At 40.2% G+C, this 25,554-nt stretch carries 39 protein-coding genes, 7 tRNA genes and 1 pseudogene; 6 read left to right on the forward strand and 41 right to left on the reverse strand.

The features are described 5' to 3' along the window. Positions 1-11 precede the first annotated feature (11 nt). From A3KS_RS0113155 to A3KS_RS0113300, 28 genes are all read right to left on the reverse strand, one after another. On the reverse strand, positions 12-1,667 hold the full coding sequence (locus tag A3KS_RS0113155; protein ID WP_026395309.1) for a terminase large subunit: 1,656 nt from the start codon (positions 1,665-1,667) through the stop codon (positions 12-14). Beyond that, entirely contained in the window at positions 1,664-2,047 is a 384-nt protein-coding gene (locus A3KS_RS0113160) for a hypothetical protein (RefSeq protein ID WP_026395310.1), read from the reverse strand. Before A3KS_RS0113160 ends, A3KS_RS0113155 begins: the two co-directional genes overlap by 4 nt. 101 nt (positions 2,048-2,148) lie before the next feature. Further along, on the reverse strand, positions 2,149-2,880 hold the full coding sequence (locus tag A3KS_RS0113165) for an HNH endonuclease (RefSeq protein ID WP_026395311.1): 732 nt from the start codon (positions 2,878-2,880) through the stop codon (positions 2,149-2,151). Position 2,881: 1 nt separating this feature from the next. After that, positions 2,882-3,136, reverse strand: a complete 255-nt coding sequence (locus A3KS_RS0113170) for a hypothetical protein (RefSeq protein ID WP_026395312.1) — start codon at positions 3,134-3,136, stop codon at positions 2,882-2,884. Between the two features lie 214 nt (positions 3,137-3,350). After that, the gene (locus tag A3KS_RS0113175) at positions 3,351-3,965 is read right to left on the reverse strand and encodes a tyrosine-type recombinase/integrase (protein WP_026395313.1); all 615 of its coding nucleotides are present in this window, start codon (positions 3,963-3,965) and stop codon (positions 3,351-3,353) included. Positions 3,966-4,168: 203 nt separating this feature from the next. After that, entirely contained in the window at positions 4,169-4,567 is a 399-nt protein-coding gene (locus tag A3KS_RS0113185; RefSeq protein ID WP_026395315.1) for a hypothetical protein, read from the reverse strand. Between the two features lie 119 nt (positions 4,568-4,686). Beyond that, positions 4,687-5,109 carry a hypothetical protein gene (locus tag A3KS_RS0113190; protein ID WP_026395316.1) on the reverse strand — a complete coding sequence of 141 codons (423 nt, stop codon included), beginning with the start codon at positions 5,107-5,109 and terminating at the stop codon, positions 4,687-4,689. 76 nt (positions 5,110-5,185) lie between these two features. After that, entirely contained in the window at positions 5,186-6,625 is a 1,440-nt protein-coding gene (locus A3KS_RS0113195; RefSeq protein ID WP_026395317.1) for a DNA cytosine methyltransferase, read from the reverse strand. Between the two features lie 21 nt (positions 6,626-6,646). Next, positions 6,647-6,805 (reverse strand): hypothetical protein, encoded by a 159-nt coding sequence (locus tag A3KS_RS23515; protein WP_169727705.1) that lies wholly within the window; start codon positions 6,803-6,805, stop codon positions 6,647-6,649. Further along, complete coding sequence (locus A3KS_RS0113205; RefSeq protein ID WP_035356292.1) at positions 6,802-7,137, reverse strand: DUF4406 domain-containing protein; 336 nt, start codon at positions 7,135-7,137, stop codon at positions 6,802-6,804. Before A3KS_RS0113205 ends, A3KS_RS23515 begins: the two co-directional genes overlap by 4 nt. Continuing rightward, complete coding sequence (locus tag A3KS_RS0113210) at positions 7,137-7,382, reverse strand: hypothetical protein (protein ID WP_026395319.1); 246 nt, start codon at positions 7,380-7,382, stop codon at positions 7,137-7,139. The genes A3KS_RS0113205 and A3KS_RS0113210 overlap by 1 nt, the downstream gene beginning before the upstream one ends. After that, positions 7,372-7,593 carry a hypothetical protein gene (locus tag A3KS_RS0113215; protein ID WP_026395320.1) on the reverse strand — a complete coding sequence of 74 codons (222 nt, stop codon included), beginning with the start codon at positions 7,591-7,593 and terminating at the stop codon, positions 7,372-7,374. Before A3KS_RS0113215 ends, A3KS_RS0113210 begins: the two co-directional genes overlap by 11 nt. Before the next feature lie 94 nt (positions 7,594-7,687). Continuing rightward, the gene (locus A3KS_RS23775; RefSeq protein WP_169727706.1) at positions 7,688-7,855 is read right to left on the reverse strand and encodes a hypothetical protein; all 168 of its coding nucleotides are present in this window, start codon (positions 7,853-7,855) and stop codon (positions 7,688-7,690) included. Next, positions 7,848-8,141 carry a hypothetical protein gene (locus A3KS_RS0113225; RefSeq protein ID WP_026395321.1) on the reverse strand — a complete coding sequence of 98 codons (294 nt, stop codon included), beginning with the start codon at positions 8,139-8,141 and terminating at the stop codon, positions 7,848-7,850. Before A3KS_RS0113225 ends, A3KS_RS23775 begins: the two co-directional genes overlap by 8 nt. Before the next feature lies 1 nt (position 8,142). Continuing rightward, on the reverse strand, positions 8,143-8,364 hold the full coding sequence (locus tag A3KS_RS0113230) for a hypothetical protein (protein WP_156913269.1): 222 nt from the start codon (positions 8,362-8,364) through the stop codon (positions 8,143-8,145). Then, entirely contained in the window at positions 8,357-8,758 is a 402-nt protein-coding gene (locus A3KS_RS0113235) for an HNH endonuclease (protein ID WP_051355878.1), read from the reverse strand. Before A3KS_RS0113235 ends, A3KS_RS0113230 begins: the two co-directional genes overlap by 8 nt. Beyond that, complete coding sequence (locus tag A3KS_RS0113240; RefSeq protein WP_026395324.1) at positions 8,748-8,927, reverse strand: hypothetical protein; 180 nt, start codon at positions 8,925-8,927, stop codon at positions 8,748-8,750. Before A3KS_RS0113240 ends, A3KS_RS0113235 begins: the two co-directional genes overlap by 11 nt. Before the next feature lies 1 nt (position 8,928). After that, on the reverse strand, positions 8,929-9,132 hold the full coding sequence (locus tag A3KS_RS0113245; RefSeq protein WP_026395325.1) for a hypothetical protein: 204 nt from the start codon (positions 9,130-9,132) through the stop codon (positions 8,929-8,931). 172 nt (positions 9,133-9,304) lie between these two features. Beyond that, positions 9,305-9,457, reverse strand: a complete 153-nt coding sequence (locus A3KS_RS23520; protein WP_156913271.1) for a hypothetical protein — start codon at positions 9,455-9,457, stop codon at positions 9,305-9,307. Further along, positions 9,454-9,645 carry a hypothetical protein gene (locus A3KS_RS0113255; RefSeq protein ID WP_026395326.1) on the reverse strand — a complete coding sequence of 64 codons (192 nt, stop codon included), beginning with the start codon at positions 9,643-9,645 and terminating at the stop codon, positions 9,454-9,456. Before A3KS_RS0113255 ends, A3KS_RS23520 begins: the two co-directional genes overlap by 4 nt. Next, positions 9,642-10,487 (reverse strand): ATP-binding protein, encoded by an 846-nt coding sequence (locus A3KS_RS21310; RefSeq protein ID WP_051355879.1) that lies wholly within the window; start codon positions 10,485-10,487, stop codon positions 9,642-9,644. Before A3KS_RS21310 ends, A3KS_RS0113255 begins: the two co-directional genes overlap by 4 nt. Beyond that, a complete protein-coding gene (locus A3KS_RS22745; RefSeq protein ID WP_051355880.1) occupies positions 10,484-11,281 on the reverse strand; it encodes a hypothetical protein in 798 nt (265 codons plus the stop codon). Before A3KS_RS22745 ends, A3KS_RS21310 begins: the two co-directional genes overlap by 4 nt. After that, complete coding sequence (locus A3KS_RS0113270) at positions 11,278-11,505, reverse strand: hypothetical protein (protein WP_026395327.1); 228 nt, start codon at positions 11,503-11,505, stop codon at positions 11,278-11,280. Before A3KS_RS0113270 ends, A3KS_RS22745 begins: the two co-directional genes overlap by 4 nt. 222 nt (positions 11,506-11,727) lie before the next feature. Continuing rightward, positions 11,728-12,231: a helix-turn-helix domain-containing protein gene (locus A3KS_RS21320; protein ID WP_051355881.1), complete on the reverse strand. Its 504-nt coding sequence runs from the start codon at positions 12,229-12,231 to the stop codon at positions 11,728-11,730. A gap of 59 nt (positions 12,232-12,290) precedes the next feature. Then, positions 12,291-12,671, reverse strand: coding sequence for a hypothetical protein (locus A3KS_RS0113285; RefSeq protein ID WP_026395328.1), 381 nt, complete (start codon positions 12,669-12,671; stop codon positions 12,291-12,293). After that, the gene (locus tag A3KS_RS23525; protein WP_156913273.1) at positions 12,668-12,826 is read right to left on the reverse strand and encodes a hypothetical protein; all 159 of its coding nucleotides are present in this window, start codon (positions 12,824-12,826) and stop codon (positions 12,668-12,670) included. The genes A3KS_RS0113285 and A3KS_RS23525 overlap by 4 nt, the downstream gene beginning before the upstream one ends. Then, entirely contained in the window at positions 12,819-12,977 is a 159-nt protein-coding gene (locus A3KS_RS23530; protein ID WP_156913275.1) for a hypothetical protein, read from the reverse strand. Before A3KS_RS23530 ends, A3KS_RS23525 begins: the two co-directional genes overlap by 8 nt. A 12-nt stretch (positions 12,978-12,989) precedes the next feature. After that, positions 12,990-13,220 carry a helix-turn-helix transcriptional regulator gene (locus A3KS_RS0113300; protein WP_026395329.1) on the reverse strand — a complete coding sequence of 77 codons (231 nt, stop codon included), beginning with the start codon at positions 13,218-13,220 and terminating at the stop codon, positions 12,990-12,992. 150 nt (positions 13,221-13,370) lie between these two features. Here A3KS_RS0113300 and A3KS_RS0113305 point away from each other — a divergent pair, with 150 nt between their 5' ends. The 4 genes from A3KS_RS0113305 (at position 13,371) to A3KS_RS0113320 (ending at position 16,244) form a co-directional block, all read left to right on the forward strand. Beyond that, complete coding sequence (locus A3KS_RS0113305; RefSeq protein WP_026395330.1) at positions 13,371-13,766, forward strand: helix-turn-helix domain-containing protein; 396 nt, start codon at positions 13,371-13,373, stop codon at positions 13,764-13,766. 100 nt (positions 13,767-13,866) lie between these two features. Continuing rightward, a complete protein-coding gene (locus A3KS_RS0113310) occupies positions 13,867-14,379 on the forward strand; it encodes a hypothetical protein (protein ID WP_026395331.1) in 513 nt (170 codons plus the stop codon). Positions 14,380-14,404: 25 nt separating this feature from the next. Further along, positions 14,405-15,370, forward strand: a complete 966-nt coding sequence (locus A3KS_RS21325; protein ID WP_051355882.1) for an exonuclease domain-containing protein — start codon at positions 14,405-14,407, stop codon at positions 15,368-15,370. A gap of 28 nt (positions 15,371-15,398) precedes the next feature. Beyond that, complete coding sequence (locus A3KS_RS0113320; protein ID WP_026395332.1) at positions 15,399-16,244, forward strand: DUF6414 family protein; 846 nt, start codon at positions 15,399-15,401, stop codon at positions 16,242-16,244. Here the strand turns inward: A3KS_RS0113320 and A3KS_RS0113325 are convergent. After that, entirely contained in the window at positions 16,228-16,437 is a 210-nt protein-coding gene (locus A3KS_RS0113325) for a hypothetical protein (RefSeq protein WP_026395333.1), read from the reverse strand. The two genes, A3KS_RS0113320 and A3KS_RS0113325, sit on opposite strands and share 17 nt — an antisense overlap. 277 nt (positions 16,438-16,714) lie before the next feature. Here A3KS_RS0113325 and A3KS_RS0113330 point away from each other — a divergent pair, with 277 nt between their 5' ends. After that, positions 16,715-17,152 (forward strand): ImmA/IrrE family metallo-endopeptidase, encoded by a 438-nt coding sequence (locus A3KS_RS0113330; protein ID WP_026395334.1) that lies wholly within the window; start codon positions 16,715-16,717, stop codon positions 17,150-17,152. Positions 17,153-17,179: 27 nt separating this feature from the next. Next, a pseudogene (locus A3KS_RS22750) lies at positions 17,180-18,214 on the forward strand (recombinase family protein); the annotation flags it as partial. Between the two features lie 437 nt (positions 18,215-18,651). Here the strand turns inward: A3KS_RS22750 and A3KS_RS0113340 are convergent. The 12 genes from A3KS_RS0113340 to A3KS_RS0113395 all read right to left on the reverse strand — a co-directional run bounded on the left by A3KS_RS0113340 (position 18,652) and on the right by A3KS_RS0113395 (position 25,554). Further along, positions 18,652-18,728, reverse strand: a tRNA-Arg gene (locus A3KS_RS0113340). 64 nt (positions 18,729-18,792) lie between these two features. Next, a tRNA-Gly gene (locus A3KS_RS0113345) sits at positions 18,793-18,867 on the reverse strand. 12 nt (positions 18,868-18,879) lie between these two features. Beyond that, positions 18,880-18,964, reverse strand: a tRNA-Leu gene (locus A3KS_RS0113350). Between the two features lie 107 nt (positions 18,965-19,071). Beyond that, positions 19,072-19,767 (reverse strand): TrkA C-terminal domain-containing protein, encoded by a 696-nt coding sequence (locus A3KS_RS0113355; protein ID WP_026395335.1) that lies wholly within the window; start codon positions 19,765-19,767, stop codon positions 19,072-19,074. An 82-nt stretch (positions 19,768-19,849) separates the two neighbouring features. Next, positions 19,850-20,464 (reverse strand): molybdenum cofactor guanylyltransferase, encoded by a 615-nt coding sequence (mobA, locus tag A3KS_RS0113360; RefSeq protein WP_026395336.1) that lies wholly within the window; start codon positions 20,462-20,464, stop codon positions 19,850-19,852. A gap of 61 nt (positions 20,465-20,525) precedes the next feature. Further along, positions 20,526-23,201, reverse strand: a complete 2,676-nt coding sequence (gene fdhF / locus A3KS_RS0113365; protein ID WP_026395337.1) for a formate dehydrogenase subunit alpha — start codon at positions 23,199-23,201, stop codon at positions 20,526-20,528. A 529-nt stretch (positions 23,202-23,730) separates the two neighbouring features. Continuing rightward, positions 23,731-23,805, reverse strand: a tRNA-Gly gene (locus A3KS_RS0113370). Positions 23,806-23,915: 110 nt separating this feature from the next. Next, positions 23,916-24,416, reverse strand: coding sequence for a EutP/PduV family microcompartment system protein (locus A3KS_RS0113375; protein WP_026395338.1), 501 nt, complete (start codon positions 24,414-24,416; stop codon positions 23,916-23,918). 15 nt (positions 24,417-24,431) lie between these two features. Next, positions 24,432-24,806 carry a BMC domain-containing protein gene (locus tag A3KS_RS0113380; protein WP_026395339.1) on the reverse strand — a complete coding sequence of 125 codons (375 nt, stop codon included), beginning with the start codon at positions 24,804-24,806 and terminating at the stop codon, positions 24,432-24,434. A 200-nt stretch (positions 24,807-25,006) separates the two neighbouring features. Beyond that, positions 25,007-25,082, reverse strand: a tRNA-Lys gene (locus A3KS_RS0113385). Between the two features lie 290 nt (positions 25,083-25,372). Further along, positions 25,373-25,457: transfer RNA gene (locus tag A3KS_RS0113390), tRNA-Tyr, on the reverse strand. 21 nt (positions 25,458-25,478) lie between these two features. Further along, a tRNA-Thr gene (locus tag A3KS_RS0113395) sits at positions 25,479-25,554 on the reverse strand.

Raw genomic sequence — 25,554 nt, forward strand, 5'->3', positions numbered from 1 at the left:
ACCACCTCTTCCTAAATCATATTTAAATACTCTGCCATTTTATCCCGAAGGATCACCTTGACAATGATCATGGCCACAGCGCCATCAATTTTCTGTGTCTGGGACACACCTTTCACTGGTTGGATATTGCCGTTAATGTCTACCTTCACCTCCAGATTTTTCAGGCACCACTTATCAATCGGGTGGTCATTATAAACTGACTGTTTGGCAATCAGTTCAGCCTTAAGCTCCTTCATCGGCATGGATAAGGTATGAACACCCTGGCGCACCGGAATCATCGACTGCTTGCCAAAATAATTCTGGAATGCCTGCAGCAAACTGGTATCAACATGCCATGGATCATACCCAATCCAAGGGATATAAATGTCATATTCCTCCTGAACCTCAATGAACCACTCCAAAAGATGATACGGGTTAATCCGGTTTCCCGGGCATACCCGGAGTAAGCCCTGCTTTTCCCATAACAGGTAGGGCACCTGATCCAGCAGCTCCTTATTATTCAAATTTTCTTCTGGCAGCCAGTACATGGATAAATAATAGTCCTTGCCATCATCCCTTCTTTTACAGGCCACTTTTGCGGCTGCAAGGTCTGTTGTCTCGGCTAAATCAAAACTGCCAATGCCATAGCGAAACCCCATTTCCTTAACCTCGAATTTTTCGGGGTTGTAAAGTTCTTCCCAGCGGAGCCATGCGGTGGCTGCATTTTCTGTGGCACAGAAATCTTTGACCATGACCGTGGCTTTAAAGGCCGGATCATTCTTAGCCTTGTTGACGTTATCCCGAAGATCCCGGACGTTTTTAATCACGCCAAGACCCGGGTTCGCTTTTATCCAACATTCCTCTTTATCCCATTCGTCCCGATCATCCAACTCATAAATAAATGGCAAAAACGATTCATCAATTATTTTGCCATCGAGAACCTTACAAGCATATTCATACTGGCTATCAAAAATACACTCCCGTACAAAGCCATTGGTTGTAATGCACGTTAACAGTGGTTGCCGTCGTGAAGACATTGATTGTTTCATCAAATCGTAGAGATCACGGTTTTTAATAGCCGCCAGCTCATCAATAATTACACAGTGCGCATTTAGTCCATCAAGACCATTGCGGTTACTGGATAACGCTTTGATAAATGAAAAATTGGATTCAAAGTAAAGATCTGACTTCCGTTTCCGGATATGTTTTGACAAGGCTTTGCTCTGAGCTATCATGTTCCAGGCTTCATTGAAACCTTTCTGTGATTGATCGAGTTTAGTCGCAATGAAGTAATTTTCAGCTGCACTTTCCCCATCGGCCACGGTCATATGAATGCCAGTAGCCGATAACTCGGTGGTTTTACCGTTTTTTCGACCCCGGATATCCAACACTTCCCGATGCTTTCTGAACCCAGTGTCCTTTTCAACAAAACCAAATACTGCTTGAAACTTTGCTTTCTGAAAAAGCATCAGCTTAAGCGGCTCGCCTAAAACGCCCTGGGCCTGCTTGCAGAAGGTCTCAATAAAATCGATCGGCCGGTTGGCTAGATCTTCATCAAAGACAAACTGCCCCGGGTGCTTAAGGTCATGCATCAGCTTGCTATAAACCTGTTTGATCCGGCGCCCGGCCACAATGTCCCCGGACATGATGGCATCGTAATATTCCTCAATGAATTCTGCCTGGCTCATTTTTTAACGGCTTCCTTTCCGGATTGGAAAAACTGTATTAGCTGATCCTGCTCTTCATCCTTCACCTGGACTGGCATTAAGTCAATAAGCTGCTTCATGGTGTTGGAATACTGCTTCATGAAATTAAGAAACAGTTTGGCTTCCGGTTTTTCCCGCATGAATTCCTGAGATCCATTTTTAAATTTTTCCATCAGCCCTTCTTTGATCAATTTCAGTTTGACTTCTTCAAGTGACACCCTCATAAAAGCAGCATCAGAAATAAGCCCGTCCAGAACTTTAGTAATGTCTTTATCCATGTTGATATTTTTATAAATCTTGGCAATACGGTTTTTTTCAGCCCTGATCTTCTTTTCTTTTTCCAATTGTTCGGCTATGCCCAAAAATATACCCCCCTCCTTTTTTGAAATTTTCCCGTGGAGGAACAGAATTCTTCCACCTCCGACGGTCCTTTTCGACCCCACCCCACATTTTTTTAGGGGGGCTACCCCTTGTGGTTTCGGAAGTACCGGATGACGATTTGCTTCTGCAACTCCTTGTCATTTCTGCTATCATCCAGCATTGCTCTACCCAAACAGGTTTCATAATCCACATCAATCGCAATGATAGATGCTTTTAATCGCTCGGCTATCAGCTCACGCTCGTTCTGCTTAGGAAGTGATGCAATGATCCAAATGTTTCTTGCATCAACCTTCTCAGTCTCGACCAACTGATACAGATGATCACGAACGCTGGCCACAGTCTCCACCAGATTGTCCGGCAGCCCATCCTTGCTTTGCAGACTGAGCGCCTGACCAAGCAGATCAAAGTCAATGACCAGATCTCCATGGTCCATATGCTCCATCACATAGGTTGTCTTGCCAGATGCCGGAGCACCACAGACCAGCCACCGCTTAACCGGCTGAGGATTGCCAGCAGCATCAAAGTAAACGCCATTGTTTGTCAGCCTTACCCGACGCTTGAAGTTATCACCCAGCGGGTTAGTCTTTCGATGTTCATCAAAGTGACAGTCCCGGCACAGCAGCTCAAGGTTATCCTCGCCATAAACTATTTCAGGATCATGGATATTCTCAGGTGTCAGGTAAATCCTATGATGGACTTCCTCACCTGGTCTTCCACAACGCTCGCAGATACCAAACCTTTTCTGGAATATATAATTCCGTTTGGTAATCCAGCGTTTGGAACTGTAAATCTTCTTTGCAAATGCACCAGCCATTTCAGTGTTTCTGTTTTCTTGGAACCAGTGGGTTTACTTTTGTAAACCGAAACATTAAGCCAGGCCCATAAATTGTTTTAAGTATTCCGTAATCATCTATGTATTCAATCAATACATCTTTAATCTTGTGGCTCACAATCTCACCATCTCGTCTAAGTATCTCTACTGTATATTCAATATCTAAAATATTATCGATAGGTTTGCACTTCTCACCAACGTATGCTTCCACAATAAATTTGCTTGGATCAATCTTCATAAAAAAATCACCTCAATTCTTCAAATAAAAACCCGAACGTTATTGACTATTGTCACTCTTATCGTTCGGATTTTTCTGTTTGAATGTTTAATTATCTTAGTGAATCACACATTCAGTTTTTCATCTCTCTACTTACTAGAGTATAAGAAACTCAGACCTTCAATGTTCACCCACTCATTTTTTAAACATTCAACATCAAAAAAATAAAAAAAGCTCACCGTACAAAGTCAGATAATGCCTTTGAATACTCGTGATACTTCTCTTTATCCAGTCCTAAATATAGTTTTGTCTCTTCAATAGAGGAATGTCCCAGCAGTTCTTTTACTGCCACAACATCCTTCCCGCTGTCCATGTAAATCTTATAAGCATAGGTTTTACGCATACTGTGCGCCGTGATCCCTTTGATCCCAAAGTAAGTTGCAGCATCTTTCAAAATATTGCTGATTGCCTGAACACCAATGGCTCCACCCTTCCGGGATGGAAAAAGAAATTCATAATCCCGCTTATCCGTGATATATAATTTCAACTCCTTGGCCACCTTGGGAAGAATCTCAGCCTGCCGGGGTTTCCGGTTTTTCTTTCTGATATTCTTTGAGTTGAATTTCTTCCCCTCATTGATTGTAAAATAACCATGCCGGATCGCTTCCCTGGCATCCCTAACCTTTAGGCCAACTAAATCACCGGCACGATAGCCGGTTGTGATACCAATTAAAAATAAAATGTAATTGCGTCTGCCCTCAACCGTTCTGTTGGATGCCGCTTTTAAATAATCTTGCATATCAAGAACGTCCTGGGTTCGCTTGATTGGTTTCGATGGTTGTTTTCTCACTTCATTTTTCGACCTCCCGTTGCGAGACTGTTGCCGGTTTTAGGCATCCAGTCTGTTTGAATGGATCACTTAGCAAAGGCTTATCAAGACATTGGCCAGAGCGATTATGATTACAGCCCTTACAATCACAAAGGTTATTTTGTCCTTTAATTTCGGCAAGGTGCTGATACATAAACATATGTTTATATCCATTATCCATTTTTTCAAAGCTCCTTTACAATAGCCTTAGAACCATAAATCATCCCGTATTTATATCCGAATTTGCTTAACCCGTAATAATATGCGTTTCTACGACGGTTGTCATCCCACCGGCATATTATTATTACTTTAGAGTTTTTGTATCTAGGTAGTGACTTTATAAATTTTTCAAATTCCAACACTTTATTTTTCGCCCAGATTAAACCCTTCAATCCATCTTTACCTGTTTGTTCGAGGGCCGGATAGGTAGATTTATTCTTGTGCTTTATGACTAAAAAAATATTAAAATAAACGATATTTTTCGTCCATTCTTCCTGGAATTCAATCTTTATTGTTTGACCACTATCCATTTTTTTTACATCAAAGTAATTGCGGTATTCCCCATTTTCGGTATATTTGAACATTCGGAACTCCTTTGCAATTTGGCATAAAAAAGCAACCAAACTTGGCTGCTCAATTCTTTACACACTTTTCTATTTTAGATAATATCATGGTTTAAAAAAAATTGCTGTCACACATTTTGTCATTTTTCGTCAATATTGCCTAATTTAACCGATATATTTCTTACATATCCATAGCTGTAATCCAATACCAACGCAATTTCCTGTAAGCTGTAACCAACCTGATCCCGGAGGTATTTAACCTTCATATTTACATTATCGATCCCCTCAATATGCTCAATGATCTGATCTTTGAGATTTTTTAATATTTTTATTTCTTTATCATGCTCATTAATCTGCTGCTGCAGCACCATGATCTCTGGGAGAATATCTTCAAAAGCTTTTGAGGAATTCCCGTGGATACACTCCGCATCGTTAGTTATGCAGCTGGTTTTAATAACATCCGGGGATAACTTAACCATCAGGCCTATTTTCCGCCTGATTAAATTATCCCGGCATTTTGTTTCTATTTTGATCATCTCTGTAATACTCTGAATCTTTGACATTCTCTTCCCCCCATGTTAAAATATGTTTACGAGCAACTTGGGGCGAAAGCTCCTTTTTTTTATGTCTTCTTTAATTTTAGGAAGCCATGTTCTTTTCAATTTCAACCACATTGGCTAATACCAATTCCTTTGCAAAAATCGGCGGTACAGCATTCCCACACCGCTTAACCTGTTCTGTTTTGGTGATTTTGTTACCATCAGCGTCATAATCGATGATGTAATCCAGCGGGAACCCATTTGCTGTAAACAGCTCCCGGGGATCTAGCATCCGCATTCCGATGTCAATTATTTGATAATCAGTTCCATGGACCGTCACCAATCCAAAACGATCATGACTTACAACCGTTCCACAGGGTTCTTTTAGATCCTGACCGATCCCCTGACCGTAATATTTTATTAAGAACGCTCTGACTTCTCCTAGATGACCGGGGCCAGCAACAATGGTATTCACTGGATCTCTGGAATCAGTGCCAATCATGTGGTTATTCATCTGGATAATATGTGATGATATCAGCGCATATCTTGGACTTCCATCGATCGTCATGATCGGCTCATCAATCGCTTGTCCACGAACTTCTTTTTTTAACGTCTCTGAATGGTACTGAATGATCGACGGTGTAACTATCCCAAACCCATGTTTTCCCGTGATTGTAGGCAGCGGATCGTCAAGGTTATTGCAATAATGCCATTTTGCTCCACTGTAATTAACTTGGATTAAAAAAGGATCTGCATTATTTATTACAAACTTTTCAAGCCCCCTTGCGATCCGCTCCATGGTTTTGTCTGCCAGCGGCCGTACTGTTCGCAGCCCATGTTTTTCCATGATCTCATCTTTAGTATCAAATATCGATGGACAAGGTTTTGAAAAATCCAACACCTCAGAAACCGGGGTATAAGGTTTTAAAATCCCCATTGCCACCTCTTTACTGTTCCGCGGTCCATGGCTTTTAGCTGGCCACGATATTGGGAATCCATCACAACGGGAAACCATAAAGAACCTTTTCCGCTTGGTGGGTGCCCCATAATCGGCTGCAATCAGCTCTCGGAACTCTACCTGGTACCCGATAATTTTCAACTGTTCAACAAAACTATTAAAAGTTTCACCTGTTTTGTTTTTATCCGGCTGGTTGTCGTCACCCAGCGGGCCCCATGTTTTAAATTCTTCCACGTTTTCCAAAATTATCACCGTTGGCCGTACCTGCATCGCCCATTTGACCGCTACCCATGCCAGACCCCGGATGTTTTTATCTTTCGGTTTTCCGCCCTTGGCCTTGCTGAAATGAGTACAATCAGGGCTAAACCATGCCAGATCCACCGGCTGCCCTTCACAAGCTTTAATTGGATCGACATCCCACACTGATTCACAATAATGTTTCGTATGCGGATGGTTTACTTTGTGCATTGCAATTGCCCCGGGATCATGATTGATCGCAATATCAACCGGCCTGCCCATGGCTTGCTCAATTCCCTCGGAGGCTCCGCCACCTCCTGCAAAATTATCAATAATCAAACCCATACTTTCTCTCCAAAGCTCAAATTATTTTCTTCTCTTAAAAATCCCACCGACCACGCCACCAGCAACTCCACACACCACCGCACTCAGGAAAAACAATCCGATCAGTGCCGCTGCAATTCCAGAAGTGGCCAAGGCAAACCAGAAACTAATTGATGCAATATTGATCAATATTTCCATCATACCGCCACCTCGCTAAACAAATTGCCAATTTCAATCGCCCCGATTCCATTATCCACACAGAATGCAAATTCCATCATGCACCCTTTACTGATCATCCAATGGCCTGCAAATATTGCAGCATCACAGCTTTTTAGCAACTTGAAACATTTCAGCATCGCTTCCTGATGCTCCATCTCTTCCGGGATCAGCACCAATGGCCGGACAACTTTGATGCCCGGGAAATGCTTCTGAAGCTTTTCAAAGACACATCTTTCGGACTCTTTGTTTTTTTCAATGCTCTTGCCACCCGTGGTGCAGGGATGGGCTAAGTAGTAGGTTTTACTCAGGTCCATCATGCGCTCACCCGCTTCAATATGATCCGCCCGCCAATAACCATGGTGACTTTCTTGACTGTTGAAGAAAAGAACTCAATGCTCTTTCCATGCCGACATGGGATATTAATCAGACAGTCCCCTTTCATCACTTCCAGCCCTATTTTTTGAGCCAAACCAGCTCCAGCATAAAAGGCATCACTGGTACCATCTTGATACAGAATTTCGATAAAACCATAATACTCACTTCCATATTTACTTTTCATAATATTCCACCATCTCCATTATTTCCTGGGCCAATAATTTGCCCTTTTCCAAATCCACCGCAAAGGCTCCGTTTTTGGCTGAAGTAATCACCAGGCTATCACCCTTGATAATGTATCTCAACCCAATAAACTGGTCACTTTCTACCTCGAAACCGGCTTTCCGATCACGGCCTTCTGATTGAAAGTTATAAATCCGTTTGATAAAATCCATCTCATCCCGCTTTTCTCTTTCTTTTTGGGACAACCCCATATGCAAATATAAGGCGCATCGGCAATATGCTTGCAACCATCACAGATCCAATTCATCATTTGGTCCCGGCTCCATACCACTTTGATTTTACCGCCCGAATCTCACCCTTAACCTTTTCCAGCAGGGCCTTTTCCTGCTCAATGTCCTTGGGATCGGCATCCGGCCGGGTTATGTAATACTGCAGAGCATGTTTGATCGTCTGTAATTTTCGGTATTTATTCATTTTCCATCATCCTTACATTAAACTTTTCGGCGATCCTGCCTGATGCCATTGCGATGGTTGCCAGTTCTTGGGCCACTTTCATTTCGAGATCACTTACCATTAGTAAAATATCATCCTCAAAATGATCATGATGAAATTGGAAATTCTCAAGATCTCTTTCAGTGAGCTCATATTTCAAAGCTTCTTTTAATAGTTTCTGCAACTCGCATCGCTCATGAACGGTCATTTTAATTTTCATATTAAGTGGCTTTTGATATATTTTTAATAACAGTTCGTCTTTCGTCATCTCAATATCCCCCCTCATTTTCCAGCAACCATTCTTTCAGTTCAACGTGAGCCTTTGCAAAAACAAGCTCCATATCAGATCCCTGAACTTCAGCGATCTCTATTCTTACATCAAGTAATTTCCAGATGTGAATACACCAATCCATGGTTTTTGAATAATATATTTCCATGTGCATTGGATAGTTTTCCACTTTCTCTTCAAAGAATTTTAAAAAGTCACTCATTTTCCACCCCATTGTTTATTGCTTCAAAATAAAAAATTGTTCTCCTTGGAGTCGGAATAATCTGTCCAAACCTAACGGCGTTTTTATATGTAACGCTATCCCGGATAAGGCGATCATGCCACTTCCCAATTTCTTCCCTAAAATCTTCCAAATCGAACGTCGATTTATAATGATTACACGAACGGCAAGCTGGCAACATATTCTCTTTTTCATCCAATCCGCCTCGGTTTAGCGGAATAACATGGTCAACTTGCATGTCAGTAATTTTTAATGGAAACCCACAGTAGGCACAATGTCCATCAGTTTTATTATGTATTTCAATTCTTTCTGATTTGCTCAGTTTTTTTCGTTTTATTTTATGTTCCCCCGTTCCAAAACACTTTTTAGTTTTCATTTTCTTTAACCTCGATCAACGGGCAACTCTCATGCCTGTCTTTTTCAGCAACTGTATTAAGTGAAATATCACGTTTAGCGCCGCAATAATACATTGAGCGAAATTCATACCACATTCTAAACCAACATTTCACACAGCTTTCCGGCATTTCCATGTCAATCTTAACCATTTCAACACACCCTCTCTTCCTTAGTGGTCCCATCTGCGTTTGTTATTTTAAAAATGTCATAACCCTCAACGGTTTTAGATTTTGATTCTGCATCGCCCAATATCAGGCATTTTATTTCCTTGAACCCTTTATGCTCCACACTAACCGCATCTTTGAACTTTTCGAGATATCTCTTTTCGAAATCTGCTATCTGATCAGGGTTCATTCCTACACCTCCATTAATGGGCAATATTGCGGTCTTTTATTTGACTGCTTTTGAATTAATTGTTTTGTCTTGTAGCAAAAATATCCAGAATCAGCCTCCGACTTAACATAATGCTTCAACGGGCAAACATGGCAGCTTTTCGGCATTATTTTCATTTCGATGTCAATTTTGATCATTCCACTACCTCAAATTGATCAAACAGCCATTTCAGCAAGAGTAGCAAATCTGCTTTGGTTGTCCCGTTGTGGGTTTCAAGTTCAAGCTCGTGCCGAACAGCTCTTACCTTAGCCGTCTCGCTCATATTTTCCCAATTATCATATTTCATGCTTCGTCCTCCTGAAACTTATAAATCTTTGCCGGCACACCATGAAATAACTTTGTGGTCCGGTTCTTCCGGATCACCCTGCAGATCACCGGGATCTCAGCTTTGCAAATCTCAGACAGTTCATTCAAGCTGCCAGCGGTGGCCAAGGGCCATTCATATTTACTCGTGTCTGCAATCAGGTAGATCATGCGCCTATTTTCTTTTCTTTCCTGAATTTTGCTTTTGCCCATTCAACTTGATCATTTCTGATTTCCTGACGGTAGTTTTTGCCTGTAAATGAGACGGGCACACATTTCTCCAGTATTCTGTCGTAGATTCTGGAATACTCCACCTTCTTCGGATTTTTCAGCTCATTGATCGTCAAATTTGTGGTGATGATCATTGGCAGATTATTTTTATACCGATCATCGACAACCTTGTAGACCTGTTCCATCGCATAATCTGTTTGTCGTTCGGCTCCCAGATCATCGATGACCAGGAGCTTATACCGGTTGAACTCCTTAAAATATGCCGCCTTGTCCTGAATTGAAAAGATATCATCCACAATTTTCGCAAAGCTGGTCATCATAACAGGGACATTATTCTCGATCAATTGATTGGCAATGCATGCCGCCGTAAAGGTTTTTCCACGCCCTACATTCCCCCAAAATATCATCCCCATACCCGTTTTAAAAAAGTCGTTCATGAAATTATCAGCATAGATCCGGGCCATTTCTAAGTTTGGTTGTCCACCATCATCCTGATCGAACGTCCATTTCTTGAAGGCATCATCCTGAATGCCCATGGTCTGCAAACGACGAATATTTTCTTTCTCTTGCAGAACAACAAAACCTTCTGCGATCAAATCGCGTTCCCGTTTTTCACATTCGCAAATACAAAATACTTTTCGTGTTTTATCCAGAAAATGAAGAATCACTTCTTTCGGACTATCACATTTATGGCAGTAGATCAGACCATCTTTGACATAATCGTTAATGTCCACAACGTCACACGTCTTGCTGATTTCCTCAATGTTAATTAACTCCGTCATAGTGAGTCCTCCGGATTAAAACTGCAATCATACTCATACGGCTGACAAGGCACATTTTGGGAAACCAGAATTTTATTATCATAGTTCCCTTCCAGGATCTTGACAAAATTCTCAGGCTTCATGATCCAGTCGAAGCTGGCCATCCAGCCCCGGTCATTGACCCCACAGAGAAAATCACTTTTTCCAGCTTTATCAAAGCAAACGCTGACGGCATCCCGGCCATGCTCTTTGATCCGCTGTTTGATGGCACCCTGACGCTTTGGTGTCGGGACTGTTACCTTTGGCAATCTGGTAACGACACGATTGAATTCATCAATCACTTCATTCCGTTCACCCTTTACTGCTATTGCTATTTCAGTAATTTCTGGGGTACTCTCTCTATCTGTGTTTACATCTGTGTTTATATCTGTGTTTATATCTGGTATAGGTTCGACATTCCTGTCACTTCTATTTGACAAATCTGTCACTTTCATTTGACAATTATGTAAAATGGAAATGCCATAATCAGTAAATGCATACCACAAAGTTCGATCATACTTTAATTCATTATAATTGCCTTTTATGATGATTCCTTTTTCGATCAGATCATCCAGAATTTTCCGGATTTGACGATCTGACCAGAATGGGAATAAATCTTTCCAAGCCTTAATGCTGTTAAATGTCCAGTAGCGATCATCATGGAAATGCTTGTTATTGGCTTCATTCTTTTTAATCCAGAACTGAAGGTTTTGAACAACAATGGCAGCATTAACCCCCAGCTTTTCAGCTACATCTATGTCAAAACTATAATTCACGCCACATCCTCCAGCCTTTCAACCCCTGCCCATTCCAAAGCGGTTCTTAAGTTGGTAGTGAATTTGGTCAGCACCTTGAAATAATGCTTAATACCGTCCGATTTCATCTTGATTTCCTTGTATCCCGGGGCTATAAAATGGAGCACATCAAATTGCTCCGATTCCTCAGCCACGAAGCCTTTTTTCTCTAAAATTTCAATTACTCTCTGTTTTGAATAACTCATGTTTCATCCTCCAAATATTCCGGTTCCAAGCTTAAACTTTCCCGGAACCGGTTAATCATTTTTCTAAATTTATCATCGCCCCTTTGCCGGGTTGACTCCTTTTCCTGCAGTTCCAATATTCTTGAATGCCTGATTCGATCATCCTGTTTATTATTTTTTTCATCCCACCCTTTCCCCACTGTACAAACGCATATAGATATGCTAAAATTGATAAAAGAATCTTTACCTGACCAGGGTAAAATTTTGAGATCGTTGTTCGAGCAACGGTCTTTTTTCTATTGCTGAGAAAATCAGGCTCCATCCGGACATGATGCCTTCCATGAGCTCCTTTATAAATATTTCCGAGGTTTCCAGCTCATGTTCATCAATACGATTATCTAGGATAACCTTTCGCATTTCGCTCTCTAACGGCTGAATATCACCGATTTCGGCCTGAAACTTTAAAAACGCCAGCGGTAGGTTTGTTAACTCCACATCCGGGAATATTGCCTTTCCAATTAAGGTGTTTTCTTTCAAATGCAGCAATGGTAACCATGGTGTACCATAGACTTTTGCCATGCATAGCACAACATCTTCCGGAGGCATGTTCTTCCCAACCTCCAGTGAATAGGCTTCATAGTTTCCAAGGGCCCTGACAGACACTCCCAGCTTTGGGGCTGCTACTTCCTGGGTTAACCCGGCACGATCTCTACAGATCCGATAAATACTTTTGCATGATTCTTTCATGTTCTTTTCTGATCCCTTCGCTTAAAATTAACTTGTAATACTCACTGATCTCTCACCCTTCAAGCTCCGACAGCCTGATCTATATCCACGCTTAATTCTTTACCTTCCTCATCCCCATTCTTTTCTGTCTCCGATTCCATTGTCTGGCTTAGATATAACTCATTCAGATAGGCCAGACAATCCGTAAATTCTGATAATGGCGAATACTCATTGAGTCGGAACATTATATCCGGGCGACGTTTTGATTCCCAGCCCTTTTCATTTATAGCTACATCGATATTACCAACATGGCCGGACAGGTTTAAAAATACGCATGGTTTCCCTTGTTTGCTTTTTCTTTCATCACCAATGGAATTAATTTCAAGGCAAAGGATTGCAATTTGTTTTGCCAGCTCTTTCTTTTTTTCAAGTTCGAAACTCTCTTTAATAAATTCGTTCATTTCTGTACCTCCTTTTCTTTATCGTTCGCAATACGATCCAAGATCATCCTGCAATAATCGGTAGTTACTTCCAACTCACCGGGGATGGTCCTTTCGCTGATCGCCTTCATTTCCCCGGTGCTGATGGTTGCTTCAATGACTATTTCTTTAAGCATTCTTCACCTCCTCAAAATATATTCTGCCTTCACTGAAATCCTCACCGCATTCATTACATAAAAATGTCTCTGTAAAATCATCACCATTTTCTAATGTAGCGGTATAAGCGATATCATCGCTCATGCACTCAGGGCATATGATCTTTAGCATCCTTCTCACCTCCTAACTTGGTTTTTTGCTTTCGTCGTGTAACGCATCGTTACTATTTTCTTTAAAAAAAAGTTCCCACTTAAATCCAAGGGCTTTTCCAATTTTCTTAGCAACCGCAACGGAAGGATTTCTATTCCCGGTTTCAATCATTGATATGTATTCTCTTGAGACGTCAACCATACTGGCTAAATCACTTTGACTAAGTTTCTTTTTTTCGCGATATTCGATCAACCATTTTTTCATATCCTCACCTCCCTCTTAGTAACATACTGTTAACAAAAGTATAACGTAACAGATTGATACTGTCAAGAACTAAATTAACATTTCGTTACTTTAGTTGTGTAACATTGAGTTACGTGTTAAAATAGCCATATATCTAATTGGAGGACTATCATGCTTGGTAATAAATTAAAACAACTAAGAGAAGCTCGGGGCCTAACACAAGCAGATATTGCTAAAGAAATTGGCGTCTCTAGAGAAAGATACAACCAGTACGAGAATAATCGCAGATCTCCAGATTATGACACTCTGGTAATCCTTGCAAAAAGTTTTAATGTCTCCACCGATTATCTCCTCGGCCGAACCGACGATCCACTACCGGTGCGTGACGTCGACCAGGATCTGCACGATGAGCATGATTACAATAAAGAGCTGGATGACTTCCTGAAGGATGATGAAATGTCGTCCATGTTTTATGATTACAAAAACTGGTCCGAAGAAGAAAAAAGAAACCTGTTGAGTATTTTAAAAGGGCAGGAAGCGTTGAGAAAATTGAATAAGAAAGAATAGCGGCAGGCTTTATTAGAGTCTGCTTTTTATTTTGCCAATTTTAAAAAATCTTTGACATTTGTTAATGATTTCATTAAACAAGGGGGCTAAGGTATATTTTATGAAAATGTGTGAGCAAGAATCAAATGACCTAACGGCTGAAAGCATCTATAGAAGCATCTATTTATTCAATCAAGACAAATATGAATTTTCAAAGTGGATCAGAAAAGCTGATAATCTGGACGGGATCAGCATTTACTTCTTTAAAAATCTAATCGCCAAAATCAAATTTTCCAAATCTTTGAAATCTTACTTCATTGCAATACCAGATGATTATTCAGAATTCTTTGCCTCTGGTTCTTTTAAACCAATGCCCCCAGTAAAAAACTGGAGCCGATACCTGGTCAACGACTTTGAGTCATTGAACCATTTCAAGGACTCTTTTTCCGAATTATACTTATTTTTTGAATCTGATTATAGTGATAATAGTGAATTTGGTTGCTGCCATTTATACAATGAATGCAGTGATGAAAAGAAATGCATCCAACAAAATGTGACATTTTCAAACCGTTGCTACTATAAAAAGAATTTAAATGATGGCCGGATATTTTACGGTGAGAATAGAAATGTATAGTCATTCTTGAAAGGGGTTATTTGATATGAGAACAAAAATTATGGCTGAGGAAAGAAAAAAAGGGAAAAGTCTTCTGGCGCTTCCAAGCGAGTATATTGTACTCGATCTCGAAACAACCGGGTATGATCCATATTGGAATGAAATCATAGAAATATGCGCTATAAAATGCGTTGATCATGAACCTGTCGAAAAAATACACACATTTATAAACCCAGATAATAACATACCTAAACACATTACGAACCTTACCGGTATAACAAATGAAATGGTTATCGGAGCACCTAAAATCAATGAAGTCCTTCCAGAGTTTCATAGCTTTGTCGGTAATGATATAATCCTGGGCCAATGCGTATATTTTGATATTAATTTCATTCATGATTCCTACATATATCAATTTGGGGACGGAGTTTATTCTATTGAAAATGATTACGTTGACTTAAATAGAATTGCTAAAAAGATCGTGCCTGGTTTAGAAAATTACAAGCTTTCTACTATTGCATCAAGTTTTGGATTTGATACTTCTGGAGCACATCGGGCAGATTTTGACTGTGAGATAACAAATATTTGTTACAAAATGTGTAAGGAAGTCGCATCATGCCACCCCGACCCGGAGTCACTATTTAAAAGCACCATAAAAAGATACTCCAAGAGCATTTATGAAACCGTGAAAGCCTGTGACATCACTAGAAGTACGGACGAAGTGGATCCAACACATCCATTTTATGAAACGACGTGTGTATTCACAGGCAAATTATCAAAATGCACCCGGGAAGAAGCTATGCAGTTCGTTGTCAATATAGGAGGTTGCTGCGGTGACAGTGTAACGAAAAAAACAAACTACCTGATAATGGGTGATTACAGTTACTGTGATACCATCAAAGACGGTAAAACCGGCAAACATAAAAGAGCTGAGAAATTAAAGGCTGAAGGTCAGGACATCGAAATTATTTCTGAAAGCGTATTTTATGATATGATCCTGGAGCATCAATAGAAAGATTCTGAATTTTTAGGAGGAACCAATGAAAGATTTTTTATATTTAGACACAGATTATCTGGATTCTTATTTATCTCAAATTAACAACGGATTAATTGAGCGCACATCTGATTCAATCACGGATCAGAATGAAGCCACAACTACCTCATCAGGCTCAGAAAAAGGAATAGAAACAGAAGCAGCTATTGAGGGTAAAGTTGGTATTCCAGGCATAACAGGAATAAAAGGGAATGGAAAAACAAAAGGTACATGGAAAGCCCCGACATCCGTATCTTCTTTCGCTGAAACTGAAATTGGACAAAGTATCATTACAAAGACTGTGCATGATGATGCTTTCAATGCATTCTTTAGCTATTTACAAGAAAATGGAATGTGTTTCGAAAATCCAACTTTGAACAAATTTTTCTTTAAATCTATAGATTTTAGAATCATGGACTTAAATTACATGTTTGAAATATTTAACAATAGACACATGCAGAAAATAACTCCCGGCTTAAAAAAAGATGCTAAACTCAATGACGGCCAATTATTGAATCCGTTCAACACAATAGAATTATTGATTCAACTACTTCCCTACAAATCATTCTTATATTCAAATAGTTATATTGTTCCTTTAAAAGAAGGGGCTTTAAGAGAAAAGTCAAATGAGTTGTTATTCAAATATTCTGGGAAAATAACCATCCTTGGCAAGGTGAATAGGCAGCTAGGCCATAATAAAGAAATGAATAAACTAATGGATATCACACCAGATGCATTAGAAGTAACCTATGAGGCAATAGATGATTTATTCTTAAGCATGATGCAAGCCCTTGTCGTCGATTTTAGCAAAAAACCTTATGTTATCTCCCCCATTGCTATTTATGTCGAATAGTTTTTCTAAATGAACTGATCCGTTGATGGGATTGGCTCTGCTCTTTTAATTTAGATAATTCGCATTGCATTTTATCTATTTCTTCTTTCCCATCAGAGAAAAAATTATCATTGAAAACAGTTAGCAATTTGTCTCCAGTACTGATTTGTTTTTTTAACAATTGACTTTGAATGTCCGCTAATGCTTTTTTCATTATGTGCCTCCTATTTTAATCGTGTTTTTTTCAGTATATCATAATTCTAATGATATGATCATTAAGAAAATAGTATTTTTTCATTTCTAATTTTGGGAAAACCCATATCACATATGTAAATTACTGACATCTGCTAAAAATATCCATATTTTACACGGGAACCCATGATGGGTTCCCCATCTTCTTAACCTTCTTCGCAAATATTTACCCGCTTTTTATAGAACACCCGTTCTTTAAACATGCTATAATAAACAAACGTTCTGTTTAGGAGGTGTGTATGAATGATCTTGCATTCAAAAAATCTAACTTAATGAAAAAAAGATATCAAATCAATTCCTTCCCCATCCCACTGTGGCAAATTGAGCAGGCCATCATTGACCAGGGCTTTGATATTGTCATCTCAAAGAATCTCTGTAAATCATGCGTTATTAAAAATTCAGTCTTTATGCCTCATACCTACGACTTTAATAGCCGTGTATTCCTGAGCCATGAATTAGGCCATATTCTCTGTCATAACTGCGATATCCACCGGCTGGATAAAACCATGCAAGGGCGATATGAATGTCAGGCGATTGCCTTTTCTGTTTATTTTTTGCTGCCGATTAGCCGATTTAGAATTGATACGAAATTATATAACCCCTACGAATTATCAGAGCTTTACGGCGTACCTATCGAATTTATAACCGATTGCGTCCCAAAATATCTTGAAAACTGAAAGAGAGAAGAAAACATTATGAAGAAAATGAATGTAGTTGCATATGCCCGTTTTTCCAGCGATAACCAAAGAATTGAGAGTATTGATGCCCAGCTCCGGGCCATTAAAGAATTTTGTTTAAAAGAAAGTTATCAACTGGTCGATGTTTATACCGATGAAGTCCGATCCGGACTGTCGGACGAGCGCCCCGGTTTCTTAAGAATGATCGATGATGCCGAAAAGAATAAATTCCAGGCGATCATTGTTCATAAGCTGGATCGCTTCTCCCGGGACAGATATGATAGTGCCTTGTATAAGCGTAAACTGAAAAAATGCGGGGTTCGTCTCTTTTCAGTCCTGGAGCGTCTGGATGATAGCCCGGAAAGCATCATCCTTGAATCGGTTCTGGAAGGGATGGCAGAATATTACAGCGAGAACCTGGCCAGGGAAACCTTTAAGGGATTAAAAGAAAATGCCCTTCAGTGCCTCCACAACGGGGGAACGCCACCACTTGGGTATGATGTTAACCCCCAGTCTAAAAAGTACGAAATAAACGTATATGAAGCTGAAACCGTCCAGATTATCTACGACATGTATTTAAACGATCATGGCTACTTTGATATCATCCGGAGCTTAAATGCAGCCGGCCGTAAAACAAAGCGTGGTAAACCGTTCGGTAAAAACTCCATATATGAGCTTTTACGCAACGAAAAGTACACCGGGACATATATTTATAACCGCATCGAAAACAGGCGTAAAAAAGGCAATAATTCCCACAATTTGAAGAGCGCCGATGACGTGATTAAAATAAAAGATGGTATGCCATGCATTATCGAACAAAAACAATTTGTGAAGGTAAAAGAGAAGATGGAAAAAAATAGAAGAGCATCGGGAAGATATAAGAATAAATATGTTTATCCATTGTCCGGGTTAATTGTCTGCGGCCATTGCGGAGCATCATACTGCGGTGAGCGGCGCCGGGCAAAAGGTCATGATTATTTTTATTATATCTGCAGCAATAAAAAAAATAATGGCCAATGCAATGCCAAAGACATCAGAAAAGATCATCTCGAAGAAATTGTAAAAAAAGTAATCGAAGCCCGGCTCTACACCTCAAGCGGAATTGCAGCAACGGCCAAAATCGTAAGGGATTATGCAATCTCCAACAGCATGCAAAATTCAAGTAAGCTTTCAGCGTCTAAGATGCAGTATGAAAAGGTCAAAGATCAAATTGATCGGTTAATTGATTCTATCATGGGTGGGATGTTTCATGAGTCGATGAAAGAGAAATTGACATCGCTGGAAGAGAAAAAGTCATGCATCGAAAAAGAAATCTACGCGTATGAAAATACCATGGACGATAAAGTTCCGTCCCTGGACGAAATTAAATATTACATCGCCTGCGATAACCTCCGCACCATGGATGAGCTGGAGCTGAAGAAGTGTTTTCAAAAACACATAAAAAAAATCACCATCCGCGATGGTGATCATGTCCAGATTTCTCTGGTTGTGGATATAAATGGTACGCCCAGAGGGGCTCGAACCCCCAACCTACTGGTTCGAAGCCAGGCACTCTATCCAATTGAGCTATGGGCGCACATAAGTAGATTAAAAAAGAATGACCAGAGTAATACTCAAGTCATTTCAAATTTATTAAATTTTGGAGCGGAAGACGAGATTTGAACTCGCGACCCTCGCCTTGGCAAGGCGATGCTCTACCACTGAGCCACTTCCGCTTATGATATGACTGGTGCGGATGAAGGGACTTGAACCCATACATCAATTGATACTAGATCCTAAGTCTAGCGCGTCTGCCAATTCCGCCACATCCGCTAAGCAATGTTGTTTTCTGTAACGTGCCTGATTATAATAACAAAACATATGGGTTTTGTCAACCCGTTCAGAAACTTTTTTTGACTTTTTTTTTAATTATTTTTTATTTATTCGATGCTATCTTTAAAAAGCTCCATGATATTGCTCTTGGATCCATAAATTAAAACCCGGTCACCCTGTTTAATCTCATCAGATGAAATGACATGATCCATAATCGTATTACCTCGCTTAATTAATAAAATATTTAATTTGTAGGTGTGGCGAAAATTCATTTCCAGCAAGGTTTTTTCTCTGATCTCTGGGGGAATGCAGGTTACAAAAACCTCAGCGATGAGTTTGTCGTGAAACATTTCTAAAATCCGGACATTATTGCAAAATGCCCCTTTTGTTTTGTTTTTGGCCAACCGTTCCACCAGCTCATCAAATTTTCTGACAATCCATTTGGACCGGGTTATCACCAGAATCACCACGAGAAAAATAAACGAATAGAGAATCGTCATCCAATTGATCTGGTCGCCGGAAGAACGAATAAACAAATTGACTAAAAGCGAAACCCCGGACACTGCAAAAAGATAACCAAACAGCATCATCACCCGGGCCAGGTTACGCCGGGCCGCCGAATTAAGAATCAATTCACTTTCCCGGGTGGTGAAGCCACTGTTAGTCATACAGGAGACCGCCTGGAAACGGGCTTTATCCTCCCGTAAACCGGTAAGACGAAAAAGCACGGTGAATATCTCCACCACAATAAAATAAGCGATTATAAGGACAAAAAAACTGACAAGCGATAAATTAAAACTCATGCTGCTCCTTTTTCGCAAGGTCCTCTATCTGAACCGTTTCCTGGTCCGACCTTCCGATTCATATTATGCCGGATAATATCGATTAAATCAAGTCTCGTCGTTTCTTGATATGGTTTTTTAATTCGCTGGGGGTGTTTAAGTTACAGAACATATCCCAATCGGGACTAAACTCCCGGCCTGTTTTTTCATCAATGTAATATAGATTCTCACGTTCAAAACACTTATAAATACTTTTACGTCCGGTTTCTAAAAATGATGCTACTTTAGATGCCAGTTCAACATGGTAAAAAGAATTAAAGGGTTCAATCCATTCTTCATAACGGGTGACACAGCCGCCAATTCCAGGATTGTCCTCAATAAGACGCTGCATGTATACCACAAAATCGTGATTATAAACCGGCATATCACAAGCAGTTACATATAGATACTGGGATCGGGCGTGCAAAAGACCGGTGTAAATACCAACCAGCGATGCTGACAGCTCGACTGCATCCGGATATACACCTCGTACTCCCGAAACACCTGGCAGATCCTCCGGTTTTGATCCGGCAATGATAATATCATCAAAATCAACGGAAAGCTGTTTAACAATACGGTTAATAATGTTTTCACCACCAATCCGCAATTGTTTTTTATCATACCCCATGCGTCGACTGAGCCCCCCTGACAAGATCACAGCTGTACCAAATTTTTTCAAACCCTTCCTCCTTTAATCGAAAAAGGGTGCTTGCGCACCCTCTTCCTGGTTTAGTGAAACCTTATTTACTGATATTAACTTTAACAACTTTAAACGGCGGGATTTTGGCAACTGGATCCAGTTCCCCTCCGGTCAAATGATTCGCCCCGTTATTTCCATAATGGAACGGCATGAAAAGGTTAGCTTCCATTACGCCTGGGTTAAATCGCGTTTTGGCTGAAACGCTTCCTCTTGGTGATGTAACAGTAATGAAGTCACCTTCATTGATGTCATAACCTTTTGCTGTTTCAGGATTGATTTCAACAAATGGCTCACCAGCAATCTCCTGGATACCAGGCGTACGCATGGTCATCGTTCGAGTATGATAGTGCTCAAGAATTCTCCCAGTCATTAAGATCAGTGGATAGTCTTCATCGGCCTGGTCTTGCGGTGGAATATAATCCGCAATCGCGAACCAACCCTTACCACGTGTAAATAAACCTTTGTGTAAGAATCTGGCCCCTTCAGAATCCTTGCTTAAGCAAGGCCATTGAATTCGATCCCCATTTCTCAGTCGTTCATGGGAAACACCAGTGTAGCTTGGGGTTACTGAGGCAATCTCTTCCATGATTTCTTCGGCATTGGTAAAGTCAAAGCCTTTAGAACCCAGCTTCTGGGCAATTAACGAAATAATTTCCCAGTCATTTTTTGCTTCGCCAGGCGCTTCTACGGCTTTTCTTAATAGTTGGATCCGACGTTCAGTATTGGTGAAGGTCCCATCTTTTTCAGCATAAACAAAAGCCGGCAAGACAACATCCGCATATTCAGTTGTTTCCGTTAAGAAAATATCCTGTACTACTACGAAGTTTCCTTTTTCCAATGCATGCTTGACATGATTCGTATCCGGATCTGAAACGACTGGATTTTCACCCATAACATATAGGAATTTAACCGTTCCATCACCAACTCCATTGATAATCTCGGTCAGGGTTTTTCCGGTGTTTGTCGGTAATTTCAAACCCCAGGCTTTTTCAAATTTTTCAGCAACTTCGGGAACTGCAATTTTCTGATATCCAGGCAGATCCCCTGGCAAGGCTCCCATATCACAGGCGCCCTGAACGTTATTCTGGCCTCGAAGTGGGTTTACACCACAACCTTCCCGACCGATTTTTCCGGTCAGCATTGCTAAATTACCAACCGACATAACGCCGTCAGTACCAGAATTATGTTGGGTAACACCCATCGAATAGAAGATGCCGCCTTTATCCTTGGTTGCATAGAGCAGTGCCGCTTTACGCATATCTTCAGGATCAACTCCACAAATTTCAGCACAACCTTCAACCGTGATGGTATCCATGAATTCACGGAATTCCTCATAGCCTTCAGTACGCTCTTTACAAAAATCAATCGCTTCGACGCCGGCATCCAAAATTGCCCGCATCATCCCATTCAAAAGAGGTACATTTGTCCCTGGTTTGATTTGCAGGAATACATCAGCGTATTTCGCCAACTCGATTCGTCGCGGTTCAGCAACAATCAAAGCAGCCCCTTTTTGTTGGCGCTGTTTGATTTTTGCACCAATTACCGGGTGGGTTTCGGTCGTATTTGAACCAGTAACAAACATGACATCCATGATATCAATCTCATCAATACTATTGGTCATTGCACCACTACCAAAGGATTTGGCCAAACCGGCAACGGTTGATGCATGACAAAGTCGGGCACAGTGATCCACGTTATTGGTTTCTCCAACCGTCCGGATAAACTTCTGGAAGACATAATTATCTTCATTTGTACATCGTGCTGATGACAGACCTGCCACCGCTTGAGGACCTTCTGCTTTTGCTTCTTTAAGCTTCTCTGCTACTAATGTTAATGCTTCTTCCCAGCTGGCTTCTTCCAATACCCCATTCTTTCGGATTAACGGAGTTGTCAGACGGTCTGGACTGCTGACAAAATCATAGGCAAAACGCCCTTTGACACATAACAGATTATCATTGACATTTCCTTCAGTACTGTAAACGTCAGTAATTTTGTTGTCGATTACTTTTAGATTCAAGGTACAGCCCACACCACAGTAAGGACAGACGGTCTGAACTGTTTTCGCATATGCAAATGGTTTAAACTGTTTTGGTGCCAAAGCACCAGTTGGACAGACAGCGATACAATTACCACAGCTGACACATTCTGATTTACCTCTGGGTGTTTCAAAAACCGGGTTTATATTGGTTTCATAACCGCGGTCACATTGCGCTAAAATGTGGTTGCACTGAAGATGCTCGCACACTTTGATACATCGATTACAGAGCACACACTTATTTGGATCGTAGGTATAGAACGGATTTGAATCATCGATTGGTTTCGCCATCACCCGTTCGGTACCAAATGCCTTAACCGCATCATATTCAATACAATTTGCATTAAATTCCACAAATTCACAACAACCATATTTATAACATGTCATACAGTCAAAGGTATGATCTGACATGAGCATTTTTAATACAAATCGGCGCGCTTCTCTAACCTCCGGCGTATTGGTATTAACCACCATACCTTCCGCTGCTGGGGTTGAACAGGAAGTTTCGAGTCTTCTTGCTCCAACGACTTCGACGAGGCACATGCGGCAGCTGCCTTCTGGTGTGAAGTCTTTAAAATTACATAATGTCGGGATGTCGATACCTATGGAACGAGCTGCCTTAAGTATTGTAGTTCCTGATTCGACACTAACTTTTTGTCCATCAATTGTCAAATTAATCATAAAATTATTTCTCCCTTCTTTTAGGTCTCCATTATATTCTATAACATTAAATTTGTCATTGATGTTTTTTTGTCAAAAAAATTTTTTAAGATATTCATTTAAGAATTGTATATTTATTCATTTCTGAATAGCTGCGAATCCCCTCACTGCGGGGTTATGTAACGCTTTTCAAAAACAATTACCAAATAGGATTGGTTAAAATCATTTGTTTGTGATATAACTAACGAAATTTAAACGTCGATAAATTTACCCGTACAAAAAATACCCCTCATCAGGAGTAATCAAATGACAGTAAAATCTGATTACTGTTTAAACCACTGCAAATTCTTTATAGTTTTGCTTACCCTTTTAATTATTAGGATAATTTTTCACGAAGCGATCTTATTTTTGAATTTCAGTTAACCCTCACTGCCAGGCTTCAATTATACACCCTCATACAGATCTACTATTCAGGAAACAAATAAAAAAGTGCAAAGCTTACTTTACGCAGCTTTACACTTATGGTTTAGATGGCTCGATTATCTTTATATGGAGCGGAAGACGGGATTCGAACCCGCGACCCCCGGCTTGGGAAGCCAGTGCTCTACCACTGAGCCACTTCCGCAACGCTACTATTATAACAATAAATTTAGCACACTGCAAGGATTTAATTCTCTTAATGCATTTTTTTATTGGCTCGTATCCCAACACTTCGAAGCTAAAATATCATTGTTACTACATCATTTTAGTTGATACGATGTTTCTTGGTTTTTCAGCGTCAGATTTTTTATCCCAGGGCAGGATATCACCTTCCTCTTTGAGATAGTCCAGAATTTCCCAGACCCCTTCTCCGGTATATGAACTGACCTCAAATATTTTTTCACAGCCGGTTAACTCTAACCAGTCAACAGCTTGCGCAATATTTGCATCTGGTGCATCAATCTGAGTTACGATACCAATAACCGGACGGTTACAAACCCCAGTGACACATGGCGGGTAAAGGGAATAGGGTTCCGTGGCACTGATCAGCAAAGCTACAATATCTGACTCATACGAGTAAAGAGCCAACGCACGAGCTAAGCTGCTATTCTCTGCATATTCCCCTGGTGTATCAATCACGACATCATAATGATTGATATATTGGGTTTTTTCATAACGAATTTCTTTTCCTTTTAAGGCTTGTCTTAATGTGGTTTTTCCACATTCACTTCTACCGACTAATATCATTTTTTTCATGTTATGCCTTCATTCTCAGGTTTTTGTAATCTCACAAATTGTAAATTTTAAGGTATTTTGTAAATAGGCTAAAATAGTTTTGATAGCTGACTCCACCTCTGATATTCTGCCTGTAAACATCAGAGTACCACTGAATCGATCAATAAAGCCCAGATCAATAACCGACGTTTTTACAGCTAAATCTCCGGCAATGACAGATATTTCTGATGGTGTCATACTCAGTATCCCGATCGCTGCTTTCTGATAATCGACGCTGGGATTCAAGCCCAGTTTTTTATAGACAATTTCATCTGGACTGGCAATAATATGTGCTAACGTTACCTGTTTACCCGGAACTGTTTCCTGGATAATTCTCAGTTTTCCTTCATTCATATTTAAGATATTTTCCATTAAATGCCACCTTTTCTTTATGTCTTTATATTCATTCAAGATTATTGAACCATTATATCATGTTAAGAAGAAATTTAAATGGACACATCTGTTTTTTAACAGTATTTTTTTAATAATTGCAGGGAAAATTTGAGACTCTCAAACCTACTTCTCAAAACAGGCGCAAAAAAACCGCATAAACTGCGGTTAAATTTAAAAATTGGTGACCCATGGGCGACTTGAACGCCCGACACCCTGATTAAAAGTCAGATGCTCTACCAACTGAGCTAATGGGTCATAATTAAATTAAGTNATTGTTTGTCTTCATAGGTTTGTATGATCCATTTGTTTGCCAGACTAAGCGATTCACTCAAAAATGTTCACTTCCTACGGTCGTGCATTTTTGGTTCTCTGCTTATACCAACTGAGCTAATGGGTCATGTTGTATTAAAGGTTCGTATTTTCAATAAAAACTCTTCTCATCCTGATTGGATGAGTTTTTATTAAAAATGCGTTTGCTTTATCACTGTCGTTTCGCTACCGCTCAACTTCCGACCAATTTCATCCCTGAAATTGGGATAAAGCTTTGGTGGGAGAAGATGGTTTCGAACCATCGTAGACGTCGTCAACGGATTTACAGTCCGCCCCCTTTAGCCACTCGGGCATTCTCCCACTTGATTTTTGACAAAAAAATGGAGCTGATGAACGGACTCGAACCGTTAACCTGCTGATTACAAATCAGCTGCTCTGCCAATTGAGCCACATCAGC

Origin of the sequence: Acetobacterium malicum subsp. dehalogenans DSM 11527 (assembly GCF_000472665.1) — a bacterium.
GTDB lineage: Bacteria > Bacillota > Clostridia > Eubacteriales > Eubacteriaceae > Acetobacterium > Acetobacterium malicum.

Coding starts and splice junctions, on each gene's coding strand:
- A3KS_RS0113215 (WP_026395320.1), bottom strand. CDS start 7,593: ATGGATTTTATCAAACGGATTTATAACTTTCAATCAGAAGGCCGTGAT.
- A3KS_RS0113210 (WP_026395319.1), bottom strand. CDS start 7,382: ATGAAAAGTAAATATGGAAGTGAGTATTATGGTTTTATCGAAATTCTG.
- A3KS_RS23520 (WP_156913271.1), bottom strand. CDS start 9,457: ATGAAATATGATAATTGGGAAAATATGAGCGAGACGGCTAAGGTAAGA.
- A3KS_RS0113285 (WP_026395328.1), bottom strand. CDS start 12,671: ATGAACGAATTTATTAAAGAGAGTTTCGAACTTGAAAAAAAGAAAGAG.
- A3KS_RS0113205 (WP_035356292.1), bottom strand. CDS start 7,137: ATGGACCTGAGTAAAACCTACTACTTAGCCCATCCCTGCACCACGGGT.
- A3KS_RS0113245 (WP_026395325.1), bottom strand. CDS start 9,132: ATGAACCCTGATCAGATAGCAGATTTCGAAAAGAGATATCTCGAAAAG.
- A3KS_RS0113380 (WP_026395339.1), bottom strand. CDS start 24,806: ATGGAAAATATCTTAAATATGAATGAAGGAAAACTGAGAATTATCCAG.
- A3KS_RS0113355 (WP_026395335.1), bottom strand. CDS start 19,767: ATGAGTTTTAATTTATCGCTTGTCAGTTTTTTTGTCCTTATAATCGCT.
- A3KS_RS23775 (WP_169727706.1), bottom strand. CDS start 7,855: ATGAATAAATACCGAAAATTACAGACGATCAAACATGCTCTGCAGTAT.
- A3KS_RS0113170 (WP_026395312.1), bottom strand. CDS start 3,136: ATGAAGATTGATCCAAGCAAATTTATTGTGGAAGCATACGTTGGTGAG.
- A3KS_RS0113190 (WP_026395316.1), bottom strand. CDS start 5,109: ATGTCAAAGATTCAGAGTATTACAGAGATGATCAAAATAGAAACAAAA.
- fdhF (WP_026395337.1), bottom strand. CDS start 23,201: ATGATTAATTTGACAATTGATGGACAAAAAGTTAGTGTCGAATCAGGA.
- A3KS_RS0113240 (WP_026395324.1), bottom strand. CDS start 8,927: ATGGTTAAGATTGACATGGAAATGCCGGAAAGCTGTGTGAAATGTTGG.
- A3KS_RS0113235 (WP_051355878.1), bottom strand. CDS start 8,758: ATGAAAACTAAAAAGTGTTTTGGAACGGGGGAACATAAAATAAAACGA.
- A3KS_RS21325 (WP_051355882.1), top strand. CDS start 14,405: ATGAGAACAAAAATTATGGCTGAGGAAAGAAAAAAAGGGAAAAGTCTT.
- A3KS_RS0113185 (WP_026395315.1), bottom strand. CDS start 4,567: ATGTTCAAATATACCGAAAATGGGGAATACCGCAATTACTTTGATGTA.
- A3KS_RS21320 (WP_051355881.1), bottom strand. CDS start 12,231: ATGAAAGAATCATGCAAAAGTATTTATCGGATCTGTAGAGATCGTGCC.
- A3KS_RS0113195 (WP_026395317.1), bottom strand. CDS start 6,625: ATGGGTTTGATTATTGATAATTTTGCAGGAGGTGGCGGAGCCTCCGAG.
- A3KS_RS0113165 (WP_026395311.1), bottom strand. CDS start 2,880: ATGGCTGGTGCATTTGCAAAGAAGATTTACAGTTCCAAACGCTGGATT.
- A3KS_RS0113320 (WP_026395332.1), top strand. CDS start 15,399: ATGAAAGATTTTTTATATTTAGACACAGATTATCTGGATTCTTATTTA.
- A3KS_RS0113270 (WP_026395327.1), bottom strand. CDS start 11,505: ATGAGTTATTCAAAACAGAGAGTAATTGAAATTTTAGAGAAAAAAGGC.
- A3KS_RS0113375 (WP_026395338.1), bottom strand. CDS start 24,416: ATGAAAAAAATGATATTAGTCGGTAGAAGTGAATGTGGAAAAACCACA.
- A3KS_RS0113330 (WP_026395334.1), top strand. CDS start 16,715: ATGAATGATCTTGCATTCAAAAAATCTAACTTAATGAAAAAAAGATAT.
- A3KS_RS0113255 (WP_026395326.1), bottom strand. CDS start 9,645: ATGATCTACCTGATTGCAGACACGAGTAAATATGAATGGCCCTTGGCC.
- A3KS_RS0113305 (WP_026395330.1), top strand. CDS start 13,371: ATGCTTGGTAATAAATTAAAACAACTAAGAGAAGCTCGGGGCCTAACA.
- A3KS_RS0113310 (WP_026395331.1), top strand. CDS start 13,867: ATGAAAATGTGTGAGCAAGAATCAAATGACCTAACGGCTGAAAGCATC.
- A3KS_RS23525 (WP_156913273.1), bottom strand. CDS start 12,826: ATGCTTAAAGAAATAGTCATTGAAGCAACCATCAGCACCGGGGAAATG.
- A3KS_RS0113300 (WP_026395329.1), bottom strand. CDS start 13,220: ATGAAAAAATGGTTGATCGAATATCGCGAAAAAAAGAAACTTAGTCAA.
- A3KS_RS21310 (WP_051355879.1), bottom strand. CDS start 10,487: ATGACGGAGTTAATTAACATTGAGGAAATCAGCAAGACGTGTGACGTT.
- A3KS_RS0113155 (WP_026395309.1), bottom strand. CDS start 1,667: ATGAGCCAGGCAGAATTCATTGAGGAATATTACGATGCCATCATGTCC.
- A3KS_RS23515 (WP_169727705.1), bottom strand. CDS start 6,805: ATGATGGAAATATTGATCAATATTGCATCAATTAGTTTCTGGTTTGCC.
- A3KS_RS0113230 (WP_156913269.1), bottom strand. CDS start 8,364: ATGAGTGACTTTTTAAAATTCTTTGAAGAGAAAGTGGAAAACTATCCA.
- A3KS_RS0113225 (WP_026395321.1), bottom strand. CDS start 8,141: ATGACGAAAGACGAACTGTTATTAAAAATATATCAAAAGCCACTTAAT.
- A3KS_RS23530 (WP_156913275.1), bottom strand. CDS start 12,977: ATGCTAAAGATCATATGCCCTGAGTGCATGAGCGATGATATCGCTTAT.
- A3KS_RS0113325 (WP_026395333.1), bottom strand. CDS start 16,437: ATGAAAAAAGCATTAGCGGACATTCAAAGTCAATTGTTAAAAAAACAA.